Raw genomic sequence first — 14,281 nt, 5'->3', positions numbered from 1 at the left:
GAAATATGTCTGGAGATGTGCGTGCCATCGAAAATTTTGTAGAAAAGTATAAACAACTTCAATTAGAAATAGGAAAAGTCATTATAGGGCAAGAAAAGGTCGTTAATGAAATTTTATTGTCTGTTTTTGCAGGAGGACATGCCCTCTTAATAGGAGTGCCGGGCTTAGCAAAAACCCTTATGGTGAATACGCTTTCTCAAGCTTTAGGATTAGATTTTAAACGCATTCAGTTTACACCAGATTTGATGCCAAGTGATATTTTAGGATCAGAGATTTTAGATGAATCTAGAAATTTTAAATTTATAAAAGGTCCTATTTTTGCTAATATTGTTTTAGCAGATGAGATCAATAGAACTCCGCCTAAAACACAAGCAGCACTTCTAGAAGCGATGCAAGAAAAAAGTGTGACCGTTGCCGGAAAATGTTACGAATTGTCACAACCTTATTTTGTATTAGCAACACAAAACCCTATTGAACAAGAAGGAACTTATCCTTTACCGGAAGCACAATTAGACCGATTTATGTTTTCTATCTTTTTAGAATATCCAACTTATGAGGAAGAAATCAACGTGGTGAAGAGCACCACTTCTACGCATAAAGTAAGCATAAATCCTCTTTTTACTGCGGAAGAGATTATCGATTTCCAGCAACTTATTCGTAGAATTCCAGTAGCCGATAATGTCGTGGAATATGCCGTGAAGTTAGTAGGTAAAACTAGACCAAACGGAGAGTTTTCTCCGCAGTTGGTAAAAGACTATATCGATTGGGGAGCGGGACCAAGAGCTTCTCAGAATCTTATTTTAGCGGCCAAAGCCAATGCAGCGACCAAAGGAAAATTTTCTCCAGATATTGAAGATGTAAAAGCGGTGGCTAACGGAATCTTAAGACACCGAATTATTAAAAATTATAAAGCGGAAGCAGAGGGTTATTCTGAAGAGCAAATTATAAAGGAATTATTGTAGAGTATTATAATCTATATTTCAAAATTAAACACAATCTTAGACTCTTCTCTAAGGTTTTTTTTTTACACTTCTTTCATTAAATCATAGTATTTTCACGCTTTTTTTACCAAATTATCAATTGAATTCGCTTAAATTATTGATATGCTAGTTATTCTTTAAAATCACCTTATTTTGATTCGTTATAATTAAGTATTTTGCTATTTCACTGAATTATCTTTGCTTAAAATGCTGCTTTACTAATTATTTTTAAAATTCATTAAAATTTGTTACTTTCGCAATCACTTAAAAAAACAAACCAATGGCATACGATATTGATATGATTAAGAAGGTTTACTCTCAAATTACAGATCGTGTAGATAAAGCACGTGAAGTAGTGGGTAAACCATTAACACTTTCAGAAAAAATTCTTTACTCTCACCTTTGGGATGCTGCTTCAAATAAAGCATTTAAAAGAGGGGAAGATTATGTAAACTTTTCACCAGATAGAATTGCTTGTCAGGATGCAACCGCACAAATGGCATTATTGCAATTTATGCAGGCAGGAAAGAAAAACGTAGAAGTACCTACTACAGTACATTGCGATCACTTAATTCAAGCGAAGCAAGGGGCTGTAAAAGATTTAAAAAGAGCCAATGAAACCAGTAACGAAGTTTTTGACTTCTTAGGTTCGGTTTCTAACAAATACGGAATAGGGTTCTGGAAGCCTGGTGCAGGAATTATTCACCAAGTGGTATTAGAAAACTATGCGTTCCCAGGAGGAATGATGATTGGTACCGATTCTCACACGGTAAATGCCGGGGGATTAGGAATGGTAGCTGTTGGAGTAGGAGGAGCCGATGCCGTAGATGTGATGGCAGGAATGCCTTGGGAGCTTAAATTCCCTAAACTAATTGGAGTGAAGCTAACCGGAGAGTTAAACGGTTGGACCGCTTCTAAAGATGTTATTTTAAAAGTAGCTGGGATTCTTACCGTAAAAGGAGGAACCGGAGCGATTGTAGAATATTTTGGAGAAGGCGCAAAAAATCTTTCTTGTACAGGAAAAGGAACCATTTGTAATATGGGAGCAGAAGTGGGTGCAACCACTTCTACTTTTGGGTACGATGATTCTATGGAACGTTTCTTAAGAGCTACTAATCGTGATGATGTGGCAGATGCTGCTAACGGAGTTCGTGAATACTTAACGGGAGATGATGAAGTATATGCAAATCCAGAGCAGTATTTTGATGAAGTAATCGAAATTAACTTATCTGAATTAAAGCCACACTTAAACGGACCCTTTACACCAGATTTAGCAACGCCTATTTCTGAAATGAATGTGAAAGCAAAAGAAAACGATTGGCCAATTAATGTAGATTGGGGATTAATCGGTTCTTGTACCAACTCTTCTTATGAAGATTTAACAAGAGCAGCTTCTATCGCGAAACAAGCTGTAGATAAAAAGATTAAGCCAAAATCTGATTTAGGGATTAATCCAGGATCTGAGCAAATTCGTTTTACTGCACAACGTGATGGTTTATTGCAAATCTTTGAAGATTTAGATGCAACCATATTTACGAATGCTTGTGGACCTTGTATAGGACAGTGGGATAGAAGTGACCGTAAAGGAGAAGAAAAGAATACTATTGTGCACTCGTTTAACAGAAACTTCTCTAAGCGTGCCGATGGGAATCCAAATACGCACGCTTTTGTAGGTTCGCCAGAAATGGTAGCTGCGATTGCAATTTCTGGGCGTTTAGATTTTGATCCTACGCGTGATAAATTAATGAATGAAGATGGAGAAGAAGTGATGTTAGAGGAGCCTCAAGGAATTGAACTTCCTACAAGAGGTTTTGCAGTAGAAGATGCTGGTTATGTAGAGCCTAGAAAAGATGGTAGTGGAGTAGTAATAAATGTAGCTGAAGACAGTGAACGTCTACAGTTGCTTACTCCGTTTGAACCTTGGGATGGTAAGAATTTAATGGGAGCTAAATTGTTAATTAAAGCTGACGGTAAATGTACTACAGACCATATTTCTATGGCGGGACCATGGTTGCGTTATAGAGGCCACCTAGATAATATCTCAAATAACTGTCTTATTGGAGCGATTAACGCTTATAATATGAAGGCTAACTTTGTAAAAAGCCAGATTACGGGAGACTATGCAGGAGTGCCAGATACACAAAGAGAATATAAAGCTAAAGGAATTCCTACAGTAGTTGTGGGAGATCATAACTATGGAGAAGGTTCTTCTAGAGAGCACGCAGCAATGGAGCCACGTCATTTAGGAGTTTTTGTAGTATTGGTAAAATCTTTTGCTCGTATTCACGAAACTAACTTGAAGAAACAAGGAATGTTAGGAGTTACTTTTGATAACGAAAGTGATTACGATTTGATAAAAGAAGACGATACCTTCAATTTTATAGATTTAGAAAGTTTTGCTCCAGGCAAACCTATTACGATCGAGGTGGTACACGCCGATGGTTCTAAGGATACTATTAAAGCAAATCATACCTATAATGAAAACCAAATTGAATGGTATAAAGAAGGTTCTGCCTTAAACTTGATTAAAAAGACAAATGCCTAATTAAGAAATTCATTCTTTTAAATATAAAACTCCTGCTTTTGCGGGAGTTTTTTTTATGAAAAATATGTAATGTTATGTGATTGTGGTGAAGTTGGTAGAGTTTTTAATCCCTCCAGAGGGTTTAATTCCCCGAGACTTGCCTTGAAATTTAAAAAAGTATTTTTCTATTCATATCTCGTGAGCTTGCTCCGAGGTTCTTGATTTTTTACTGAAATAAAGCCTTAATAAAAGCTTTGCTATAAAGAGATTTCACAATTTTAAAATCTTCTAAGACGGAAGTTTCTTCGTCTAAGAACTTAAATATAGACGGAGTAGAATTTTTTAGATATAATTGTTCGAAAATCCATTTTCCTTTAGAATTTTCATTATGAAGCACTTTGAGGAATATGGTATCTAGAAAATGATATTTTTTAGAATGGAAATTGGTGGTAATGGGGAGATTATTCTTGAGGTTTTCTATAAGCAAGCTTGCTTTCTTTTCGGTATGTTTAAACGCATAGCCACTGCTAGGTTTTACCCAACCTCCAGCGGTTCCTATTTTGGTGATTCGCTTATAATTATACTGCTGAAAAGAAAAATTAGTCATAGGAATAATGCCTATTTCCGTAGCGGTAATTTTATATTGCTGAAGTTTTAAAATTTCCTTTACATAACGTTCTAAATACAAATCGTAAACATTTTCCTCTACCGTAAATGGCGTAAAAAAAGTAAACTCTACAAAGGCTTTCTTTTTAGTAATGGGTAAAACATATGTAAAACTTGTGCTATTTTTATACTGAAGACGATAATCCATCATGGTAAAAGTTTCTGGATTAAAAAACTCATCTTCGGTTTCTATCATCCAGCCTTTAAAATGCTGATGAATGGAGACTGATTCATTCTTGTTTTCAAAATATTCAGGTGAAATTCTACTGTCAAAAACATGAGATGATGTGTAGGTTTTCTTTTTTCCTACCACCATGACTTTACCTGCGTCTTCTTCCACGGCAGTGATAGAATCTTCTATAAAAGAAATAGAAGGATGATTCGCTAATTGAGTTTTGGCGTTTTCATAAAAGTCTATAGACCTTATCATTTTATAAGTATATGGACTAAGATTTAGGTTGATGTTTTCCTTATCGGAAATAAAAAATCCCTCTTTCCAAGATTTGTGGATAATATTCTCCCATTGGCCTTTGCCTTTTTCCCAAAAACACCAGGTTTTATCGTTGCTAGATTTGGAAGACTTATCAATCAGGGCAATTTTCTTGTTTTTAAAGAAAACGTCTTTAGAAAGCGCAAGACCGAGTTGTAAGCCCGCTAAACCACTTCCTACAATGATATAGTCATAGTGGTGACTCTGCATGTTATTTACGTTTAAAATACTTGAGTGGGACCATAAGCATCCCAAAGTTTTCGCCTTCTTCTTTTCCTAAATGTTTATGATGAATTTTGTGAGCTCTTCTAAGTCCTTTGGCGTACCAGTTGTTAGCGTTTCTAAAAATTTTGAAGCGTTGGTGTATAAAAATATCGTGTACGGTAAAATAGGCAATACCATAGGCTAAAATTCCCAAGCCAATAGGGAGAGTGAACCAAATGTCTTCATATTGCCAAAGTAAGAAACAAGTGATGCTTACTAACGCATAGAAAACGAAAAATAAGTCATTTCGTTCCCACCAACTCCCGTGTTCTTTATGATGGTGGTCTTTATGTAGCGACCATAAAAAGCCATGCATGATATATTTATGCGTAAACCAAGCCATAAATTCCATAAAGAAAAAGGTGCCAAAAAATAGGAGTATCCAATATAGTGTTTGCATCATTAAAAAAGATTAAATCTACAAGAGATATATGATTTTGCCAAGAGTCCCGCTTTTTGATAATTTGAAACGCGAATACGCTGTTCCTTTATTTTTAATGAAGGGGTTCTCTTCAACTTGTTCAACAGTTTGTAAAAATAGATATAAGCCGTGTAAACTCCTAACTTTGCCTCCGCGGGTAATTTAGTAATTCCGTGTAGCGCTTGGGAGAAATCTTCTTCAATTTCTTGAATAATCTCATTTTTAGTAAGCTCATCTAATTGTTCTAGATTGGCATTGGGAAAGTAAGAGCGGTTTAAGTTTTCATAATCTGCTTTAAGATCTCTTAAAAAGTTTACTTTTTGAAAAGCCGAACCTAACCGCATCGCGCTTTCTTTTAGTTCGTCATATTTTTCTTGGTTTCCTTTCATAAACACTTTTAAACACATTAACCCCACCACATCTGCACTTCCATAAATATAATCTTGAAATTCTTTTTGGGATAGGTAGGTGGTTTTATGTAAATCTGTGCGCATGCTTTTTAAAAAAGCCACGTATAATTCTTTAGGAATATCATATTTATGAACTGTTTCTTGAAAACAATTGAGAATAGGATTTAAGCTTATTTTTTGTTCTAACGCTAAATATAAATCTTCTTCAAATCTATTAAATAAAAACTCCTTATCGTAGTCATGAAAAGTATCTACAATTTCATCGGCGAAACGTACAAAGCCATAGATATTATAAATATCTTGTCTTATAGAAGGAGCCAATAGTCTCGTAGCTATAGAGAAAGAAGTACTGTAAGACTGAGTAACTTCTTTACTACAAAGTTTAGAAACAAGGTCAAAAGTTGCTTTCATAGGCTTAATGATTGTGTTTTTTTATGAGCTCTGCGACGAGTTTGCCAGAAATTAAAGCAGGTGGAACTCCTGGTCCTGGTACGGTTAATTGTCCTGTAAAATAAAGACTTTTTACTTTCTTACTTTTTAACTTGGGTCTTAAAAAAGCGGTTTGTAAAAGTGTATTCGCTAATCCGTAAGCATTTCCTTTGTAAGAATTGTATTCTTTTACAAAATCATTTACACAGAAGGACTCTTTAAATATAACGTAATTTGAAATATTTTGGTCGGTTATCTTTTCAAAACGAGTAATTATCTTCTCAAAATAACGTTCTCTTAAGGATTGTTCATCTTTTAAACCGGGAGCAAGCGGAATTAAAAATATGGCAGCTTCTTTCCCTTCTGGTGCAATGTTGTGATCTGTCTTTGATGGAAAGCTGGCATAAAATAAAGGCTCTTCTGGCCATTCTGCGGTATCGTAAATCGCCTTTGCGTGTGCTTTAAAATCTACATCAAAAAATAAGGTATGATGTTCTACATTTTTAATTTTCTTGTCGAAAGCGACATAGAAAAGGAGCGAAGAAGGTGCAAAGGTTTTATTGTCCCAATACTGTTCTGAATATTGTCGGTATTTTTGATCTAATAAGGTTTCGGTATGATGATAGTCAGCTCCACTCAAAACTACATCTGCGGGGTATTCTTTTCCCTCGGAAATGATTCCGGTAGCTTCCTCCTTGTCATTGACTAGTATTTTTTCCGCGGAAGCGTTGAGACGAATTTTCACTCCTAAACTTGTAGCTAGTTTCTCTAAACCTAGAATGACCTGATACATTCCGCCTTTAGGATGCCAAGTTCCCAAACCAAAATCAGCGAAATTCATAAAACTATAAAAAGCAGGAGTATCACTTGGTTTTGCACCCAAAAACAACACCGGAAATTCTAATACCTGAATGAGTTTTTCATTCTTAAATTCCTTTCTAACTTCTTTGGCTATAGTGCTAAAAAACTGATTGAGTTTGGTCGCGGTTTTAGGCGTAATAAGCTCTAAAGGAGAAACGCCAGGACGATACACCAAATCTTTGATAGCGATATCGTAATTATCTTTTGCCTTATCTATGAATTTTTTTAACTTTTTAGAACTGCCTTCTTCAATTTCTTCAAAGGCGGCATAAATCTTCTCTAAAGTGTCGCCAATAGTGATGCTTTCTTCTTTACTGAAATACACTTTATAGGCAGGGCTTAATTTTATGAGCTCATAAAATTCTTTTGGAGTAGTATTAAAATCGGCGAAAAAACGTTCAAATACGTCGGGCATCCAATACCAAGTAGGACCAATATCAAAGGTAAAGCCGTCTTTTTTTAACTGCCGAGCTCGGCCTCCAATCGTACTATTTTTTTCAAAGATTTCTACCTCATAACCTGCCTGAGCCAAATAGCAAGAAGCACTTAAGGATGAGAAACCAGAACCTATAATACTTACTTTCTTTTTCATAATTAGAGTTGTAGGCTAAGTGAGGAAATATTACTAAATACAGCTATGTTTTCATTTAAAAGACTTGGATTTATATCTGTACTTTTTCTTCCTAAAACCCAGAGTTTTATTTTATTTGAATCTTGAAGAACCTCTTTTGTAAAGTTTTTGATATACTCTGAAGGGTTTTCTGGTTTTGTGGTGAAATGGGAGATGTAATAGACTTCTTTAGCCATATTCGTAAAGGTATTTAAATTTTCTAACGGAATGGTGTGTCCCAAAAAGATTACTCTATAGCCTAAACTGAGCAGTTCGTAATTGGCAAATAAAATCCCTAAATCGTGAATCTCATTTTCGGGAAGAAACAAGATGAATAACCGATCTTTATGAAAAGCTTCTTCATATTGAAGTTTTTCAATATTACTGTAGACCTTTTGCCGAATCAAGTTAGAAATAAAGTGTTCATGAGATGGCGTAATGGTGCTGGTTTGCCACAAAAGGCCGATTTGATTTAAAAACGGAATAAAAATATCCTTAAAAATTTCACTAAAGGTTCTTGTTTCTAGGAGTTCACCGTAGGTTTTTAAGAACAATACTTGATCGAAATTAAACATCGCAACAAGCAATGACTTTAAAGCTCTATTTTCATAATTGTTAGAAGAGGAAGTAGACTGAACCAAATCTGCAATTTCCTCATCGGAAAGTTTAGAGATTCTAGATATTTTATAGCCGTTTTCATTTAAGAAAGCAATGTTTAGCAATTTCTGAAGCGCAATAGTATCGTAAACTCTAATGTTGGTTTCTGTTCGATTAGGTTCTAAGATATGGTATCTTTTTTCCCATATTCTTATGGTGTGCGCTTTTACGCCACTAAGAATCTCTAGGTCTTTAATACTAAATTCTTTTTTTATGTAAGACATGCACTAGGTTTGATATAACAAAGCTAAGCTATAAAAATTAATTTTGTTCACTTTTTTAAATAAAAGATTAAACAAAAATTTAATGAAGTCAAGAATTGATGTGCAGGTGTGGTGATTTGAAGATGTGAGAATTTGAAGGTATGTTGATTTGAAAAGTGGGAGGGTTGGCTGAGTGATTTTCAGAAGAAAATTGTATCGAAGCTACAAGAATGATACATTTTAAGAAACAAAAAAACCCTAACTACTTATTAATAAAGAGATTAGAGTTTAAAGTCGTACCCAGAATGGGACTTGAACCCACACGCCCTAAAGGACACATGGCCCTCAACCATGCCTGTCTACCAATTCCAGCACCTGGGCTTAGGATTTAAGAAGATAAATAAAAAGTGATCTGGCTGCCCGCCCGGATGAATCCGTTTGGACGGGGGAGCTTGCTTTGTCTAAGACTATGCAAACATCTCGTCTAAAAGAATCACATTATTTAAATCAAAAAGTGATCTGGCTGGGGCTCCCTTCGACTTCGCCTATTGGCTCCGCTCAGGATAAACTTCTCGCCCAAACAAATCTGAACTTATTTTTGTGATCTGGCTGGGGCTCGAACCCAGGACCCTCTCCTTAAAAGGGAGATGCTCTACCAACTGAGCTACCAGATCATTTTTAAGTATGTATAAGAACTAAATTCTATGTGATCTGGCTGCCCGCCCGGATGAATCCGTTCGGACGGGGGGCTTGCTTTGTCTAAGACTTGCAAACATCTCGTCTAAAAGAATCACATTATTTAAATCAAAAAGTGATCTGGCTGGGGCTCCCTTCGACTTCGCCTATTGGCTCCGCTCAGGATAAACTTCTCGCCCAAACAAATCTGAACTTATTTTTGTGATCTGGCTGGGGCTCGAACCCAGGACCCTCTCCTTAAAAGGGAGATGCTCTACCAACTGAGCTACCAGATCTTATCAATTACATTCATTTCTTGAACGCGGGTGCAAATATAAGATGTCTTTTTAATTTATCAAGTAAAATGTCTAACAATTTTCAATATCTTTAAAAAAAAAATAAACACTCTTTAAATTACGGCTATGAAAATTGTTTTGTGTGGATATATGGGCTCCGGAAAATCTAAAGTTGGACGTCTGTTAGCCAATAAATTAAGTTTAAAAAATTTAGATTTGGATGAAGTGATTGAAGAAAATGAGCAAATGTCCATCGCTGAAATTTTTTCTATAAAAAGTGAAATTTATTTCAGAAAAAAGGAAAACGAAGTGCTAAAATCGCTTTTATCGAACTCAGAAAGTTTCATTTTAGCATTGGGAGGGGGCGCACCATGTTATGCTAATAATCTAGAATTACTAAAAGAAAATAAGCAGGTGAAACTTATTTATTTAAAAGTAGATGTAAATGTACTTAGCGATCGCTTGTTTGAAGAAAAAGAAAACAGACCTCTTATCCGATCTCAAAAAAGTAGAGCAGATCTAAATGACTTTATTAGAAAGCATTTATTTGAGCGTCAGTTTTACTATATGCAAAGTGACTTGATCTTAGATGTGACTTCGTTGAGCCTAAAAGAAACGGTAGATTTAATTCAGCAAAAATTATAAAAGCTCTGCTTTATACTCTCCCTTTAAAGATACTTTCACTCGTTCACTTAAAGACGTAGAAAGAGAAATGCCTTTAAAATCTGCTTTAATAGGGTATCTTTTATGACTTCTGTCTACCAAAACGGCCGTCTGCAATTTCTTTAAGGGTACATTTAAAAAATGTTTAATGCCGTAGATTAATGTAGCACCAGAGTTGAGTACATCATCTACCATAATGATAGATTTGTTATTGTATTGTTCTTCTTCTAAAGATGTTTTTACAATATCTAAAGGCTTCTTTTTGTTGACAGTTACTTCGCAAAGAATTATTCGAATAGGGGAGATGTTTTCTAGGCACTCTTTTAACTTTTCGGCAAAAATATAACCACTGCGTGCTATTCCGGCAAGGACTATTTCTTTCTCCTCTATATTGTTCTCATAGATTTGAAAAGCAATTCTTCTAATTTTATGCTCTATTTGAGTGTGGTTCAAGATTAATGTGGTCTCCTTTTTCATAGCTTAGTCTTTTTCTTCTTGATCTGGTTCTATTTCAGATTTCGGTTTTTCAAACCATTCATCAATATCTCTTCTGTCTTTTTTTGTAGGTCTTCCGGTTCCTTTTTTGCGATAATAATCTTTAGAATACTTTAAAAGATCTAGCTTCTCTAAATTTTCTTTTGGAGTAATATCAATAATATAAATGTTGACTAATTTTGCGCCTACCCGAGAAGGAGGTAGATCTAAAACTTCAACCTTATAGTTAATTTGATTTTTTCTTACTTCAATTTTATCTGTAGCATAAACATCTCTAGAAGGTTTAACGCTACTGCCATTTATTTTTACGTGTCCTTTTTTACAAGCATTTGTAGCAATGCTTCTGGTTTTAAAGTAGCGAACACACCATAAAAACTTATCTATTCGCATAGTTGAGTAAATTTAAACTTTAAGTCAAAACAAAAATATAAGAAAATTGTATCTTGCAGCCTTAAAAAGCATAAATGATGAAATATAAATTAATTTTTACCTTGATGATTGCTGTTATGAGCTTAGTGTCTTGTGGTAGTGATGACGATGGAGGTGTTAAAGTCGAGCTAAGAGATCGAGCAGAGGTTGCGGCTGAAAATGAGCAGCAGATTTTAACTTTTTTAGAAACCCATTTTTATAAAATGGAGGATAACCTAAACAATCCCAATTATCAAAATATGGTTTTTGGTGTCATTGCGGGAGAAAATTCAGGGGAAACACCTATCATAGACTCCCCGTTTCTAAAGTCTAAAACGGTTTTAGATAGAGATATAGAGTACACATTGTATTACCTTCAAATAAGAAAAGGTGCAGAAAGTGAATACCAGCCTACTTTTGCAGATAAGGTGATTGTTACCTATAGAGGAGAGTTACTAGATGGTGAGCCTTTTGACCAAAGTATTAACCCAACAAGTTTCGATCTTCCAGATATTGGAGAAGGAGGTTTTATTACTGGTTTTGTTGAAGGAGTTAATGAATTTAAAGGCGCTTCTGGTTTTGTAGCCAATAATGATGGAACCGTAAGTTACAATGATGATTTTGGTATTGGAGCAGTATTTATTCCTTCTGGATTGGGCTACTTTGCAGATCCACCTTTCAATTCACCTATTGGACAGTACGAAGCTTTAATTTTTTCTTTTCAATTGTACAAAGGGATTCAAATAGATCATGATGATGATGGGATTCCGTCATATATGGAAGACCTTAATAATGATTTTTATTTACCTAGTACAGATTCCGATGGAGATCGTGTGCCAAATTTTGCAGATACCGATGATGATGGTGACGGCGTTCTTACTAAAGATGAAATTGAAGTAAATGATACTAACGAAGACGGATGGATTTCTTCAGACGAAATCACATTTCCTGATTCCAATGGAAATGGGACACCAGATTATTTAGATCCTAGTTTTCCTTAAATGATAAACTTATAAAGTCTCAATTTTTTAATTGGGACTTTTTTTATTCCTTCCTCGAAAATAAAAACGTTCCTATTCCGTTTCCTATCATAAATAGTTACTTTTGCCGCTATGCAAAGAATAGGCTTGGTACTCTTATTATTTATCTGCTCATTCCATTTGTCGGCGCAAATAGGAGGACAGTCTACGTACCAATTTCTTAATTTGGTAGCTTCTCCGCGGCAAGCAGCCTTGGGAGGTAAAAACATTACGACCTACGATTACGATCCTACTGCCGCAATTTACAACCCTTCTTTGATCAACTTTAGGATGGATAATCAGCTGTCTGTCAACTATGTGAATTACCTGGGTGATGTTAACTACGGGACTGCATCCTACGCTTATTTATTTGATAGAAGAACGCAGGTTTTTCATACAGGAATCACTTATATTAATTATGGTCAGTTTGATGGTTATAATGAATTTGGAGAAGCTACAGGAGATTTTAGTGGAGGGGAAGCAGCGCTTTCTTTTGGTTATGCGTATAATATCCCGTGGACTGATTTTCATGTAGGCGCCAGTGTGAAATTAATTTCTTCTAAATTAGAGCAATATTCTTCCTTTGGAGGTGCGGTAGATTTGGGAATTACCTATTTTTATGAAGATTGGGGTTTAGTTGTAGCCGGAGTGGTTAGAAATATAGGAACCCAATTTACCCCTTATGCTGAATCTTACGAAAAGATTCCGTTAGAAATAGATTTGGGAATTTCTCAAAGAGCAGAGAATATTCCTATTCGCTGGCATGTGACTTTAGAGAATTTACAAGAGTGGAACATTGCTTTTAGCAATTCGGCTAGAAATGAAACCGATTTAGAAGGGAATGTAGAAAAAGATGATCCTGGCTTCTTTAATAATGTGCTTAGGCATACCATTATAGGTGCCGAAATTTTCCCAGATGGGGGTTTCAATCTAAGACTGGGATACAGCTTTAGACGCGGGGAAGAATTGCGTATTGTAGACCAGCGTTCCTTTGCTGGAATTAGTGGTGGTTTATCTGTGAAGTTTAATAAACTTCGCTTAAGTTATAGTTATGCCCGTTATAGCAGTGCGTCCAGTTCTAGTTTCTTCGGACTTCAGATTGATTTGCAATAATAAAACTTCTCTAATTAGTAGTTGTCAGCTTTTTAAAATACTTTTTTGAATATGAGTTCATTTAAGCTTAAGGGCTAGAAGTAAAAAATCTTTCTTATATGATAAAAGTATTAAAAGCAGTAAGCGTTTAGGTAGTTTTGTTGATTGCAATTCCGTTAAGGATAAAAAAATAAGAATCATAGAACGAGTAAAAAAGAAACTTTTTCATAGGCTAGAACTGCCAAATAAATTCTATTTTCGTATTTATTGAATTTTGATTCATCCATACAAATTAGCTTAGTTTTGAAAAAAATTATTATTGCCATTGACGGATTCTCTTCTACGGGGAAAAGTACCGTTGCCAAACAACTAGCCAAAGCCTTGGGATACGTTTATATTGACACGGGAGCGATGTACCGAGCTGTGGCTTTATTTGCAATGAAGCATAATTTGGTGGGGGATGACTATTTGAAAGAGCAAGATTTAGAAAAAAAATTAAGCGAGATTCAAATCAATTTTAAGCTGAACTCCAAAAATGATATTGCAGAGGTTTACCTTAACGGAAGTAATGTAGAAAACGAGATTCGCAGTCTAGAGGTTTCTCAGTTTGTGAGTCCGATTGCTGCGATTTCTTCGGTACGAAAAAAACTGGTAGAGCAGCAACAAAAAATGGGCGCAGAGAAAGGCATCGTAATGGACGGTCGGGATATTGGTACCGTAGTTTTTCCCAAAGCCGAACTTAAAATTTTTATGAACGCTTCCGCGGAAAAAAGAGCACAACGTAGGTATGAAGAACTTATGGCTAAAGGCGATGAAGTAACGTATGAAGAGGTGTTGAAAAATATCCAGGAAAGAGATCATATAGATACTACCAGAGAAGACTCTCCCTTAGTAAAAGCAGAAGACGCCATCTTGTTTGATAACAGTATTTTATCTAAAGAGGAGCAGTTTGAAAAACTAAAACGGTTGGCTTTAGAATACATAGAAAACTAGCGCACTATTCTCGTTTATAAATTTTGAGCTAAGCGTTTGAATATCAAAAAATAAGTTGTATTTTTGCACTCCTTTTCACAGCGTTTCGGAAAATGAGAAAGGAAATAAACTAAATTTTTTATAAA

The 14,281-nt window shown here is 35.3% G+C and carries 13 protein-coding genes and 3 tRNA genes; 6 read left to right on the top strand and 10 right to left on the bottom strand.

Annotated features, from left to right (window positions below; translation table 11 throughout):
• The first annotated feature begins 5 nt into the window (after positions 1-5).
• Positions 6-962, top strand: coding sequence for an AAA family ATPase (locus RBU60_RS04150; RefSeq protein WP_308863405.1), 957 nt, complete (start codon positions 6-8; stop codon positions 960-962).
• Between the two features lie 298 nt (positions 963-1,260).
• Positions 1,261-3,525 carry an aconitate hydratase gene (locus RBU60_RS04145; protein WP_308863404.1) on the top strand — a complete coding sequence of 755 codons (2,265 nt, stop codon included), beginning with the start codon at positions 1,261-1,263 and terminating at the stop codon, positions 3,523-3,525.
• 205 nt (positions 3,526-3,730) lie between these two features.
• On the opposite strand, the gene RBU60_RS04140 is transcribed toward RBU60_RS04145, so the two are convergent.
• The 8 genes from RBU60_RS04140 to RBU60_RS04105 all read right to left on the bottom strand — a co-directional run bounded on the left by RBU60_RS04140 (position 3,731) and on the right by RBU60_RS04105 (position 9,486).
• Entirely contained in the window at positions 3,731-4,870 is a 1,140-nt protein-coding gene (locus RBU60_RS04140; RefSeq protein WP_308863403.1) for a lycopene cyclase family protein, read from the bottom strand.
• A 1-nt stretch (position 4,871) separates the two neighbouring features.
• Positions 4,872-5,324: a sterol desaturase family protein gene (locus RBU60_RS04135; protein WP_308863452.1), complete on the bottom strand. Its 453-nt coding sequence runs from the start codon at positions 5,322-5,324 to the stop codon at positions 4,872-4,874.
• A 2-nt stretch (positions 5,325-5,326) separates the two neighbouring features.
• Positions 5,327-6,166, bottom strand: coding sequence for a phytoene/squalene synthase family protein (locus RBU60_RS04130; protein ID WP_308863402.1), 840 nt, complete (start codon positions 6,164-6,166; stop codon positions 5,327-5,329).
• Between the two features lie 4 nt (positions 6,167-6,170).
• Positions 6,171-7,637, bottom strand: a complete 1,467-nt coding sequence (locus RBU60_RS04125) for a phytoene desaturase family protein (RefSeq protein WP_308863401.1) — start codon at positions 7,635-7,637, stop codon at positions 6,171-6,173.
• 2 nt (positions 7,638-7,639) lie between these two features.
• Positions 7,640-8,536 carry a MerR family transcriptional regulator gene (locus RBU60_RS04120; RefSeq protein ID WP_308863399.1) on the bottom strand — a complete coding sequence of 299 codons (897 nt, stop codon included), beginning with the start codon at positions 8,534-8,536 and terminating at the stop codon, positions 7,640-7,642.
• A gap of 276 nt (positions 8,537-8,812) precedes the next feature.
• Positions 8,813-8,896: transfer RNA gene (locus tag RBU60_RS04115), tRNA-Leu, on the bottom strand.
• Positions 8,897-9,116: 220 nt separating this feature from the next.
• A tRNA-Lys gene (locus tag RBU60_RS04110) sits at positions 9,117-9,189 on the bottom strand.
• A 224-nt stretch (positions 9,190-9,413) separates the two neighbouring features.
• Positions 9,414-9,486: transfer RNA gene (locus tag RBU60_RS04105), tRNA-Lys, on the bottom strand.
• 126 nt (positions 9,487-9,612) lie between these two features.
• Here RBU60_RS04105 and RBU60_RS04100 point away from each other — a divergent pair.
• A complete protein-coding gene (locus RBU60_RS04100; RefSeq protein WP_308863398.1) occupies positions 9,613-10,131 on the top strand; it encodes a shikimate kinase in 519 nt (172 codons plus the stop codon).
• On the opposite strand, the gene RBU60_RS04095 is transcribed toward RBU60_RS04100, so the two are convergent.
• Both RBU60_RS04095 and RBU60_RS04090 read right to left on the bottom strand, forming a co-directional pair.
• Entirely contained in the window at positions 10,126-10,626 is a 501-nt protein-coding gene (locus RBU60_RS04095; RefSeq protein ID WP_308863397.1) for a phosphoribosyltransferase family protein, read from the bottom strand. The genes RBU60_RS04100 and RBU60_RS04095 overlap by 6 nt on opposite strands.
• A 3-nt stretch (positions 10,627-10,629) precedes the next feature.
• The gene (locus RBU60_RS04090) at positions 10,630-11,034 is read right to left on the bottom strand and encodes an RNA-binding S4 domain-containing protein (protein WP_308863396.1); all 405 of its coding nucleotides are present in this window, start codon (positions 11,032-11,034) and stop codon (positions 10,630-10,632) included.
• A 74-nt stretch (positions 11,035-11,108) separates the two neighbouring features.
• Here RBU60_RS04090 and RBU60_RS04085 point away from each other — a divergent pair, with 74 nt between their 5' ends.
• The 3 genes from RBU60_RS04085 to cmk all read left to right on the top strand — a co-directional run bounded on the left by RBU60_RS04085 (position 11,109) and on the right by cmk (position 14,156).
• Positions 11,109-12,053 (top strand): FKBP-type peptidyl-prolyl cis-trans isomerase, encoded by a 945-nt coding sequence (locus tag RBU60_RS04085; protein WP_308863395.1) that lies wholly within the window; start codon positions 11,109-11,111, stop codon positions 12,051-12,053.
• 111 nt (positions 12,054-12,164) lie between these two features.
• Positions 12,165-13,184, top strand: a complete 1,020-nt coding sequence (gene porQ / locus RBU60_RS04080) for a type IX secretion system protein PorQ (RefSeq protein ID WP_308863394.1) — start codon at positions 12,165-12,167, stop codon at positions 13,182-13,184.
• Positions 13,185-13,466: 282 nt separating this feature from the next.
• Positions 13,467-14,156, top strand: a complete 690-nt coding sequence (gene cmk, locus RBU60_RS04075) for a (d)CMP kinase (RefSeq protein ID WP_308863393.1) — start codon at positions 13,467-13,469, stop codon at positions 14,154-14,156.
• Positions 14,157-14,281 lie beyond the last annotated feature (125 nt).

Source organism: Mesonia profundi, assembly GCF_031085155.1.
In the GTDB taxonomy this organism is placed as follows: Bacteria; Bacteroidota; Bacteroidia; order Flavobacteriales; family Flavobacteriaceae; genus Mesonia; species Mesonia profundi.
The sequence above is the reverse complement of the archived record's forward strand: the minus strand, read 5'-3'. Positions and strand labels throughout refer to the sequence as shown.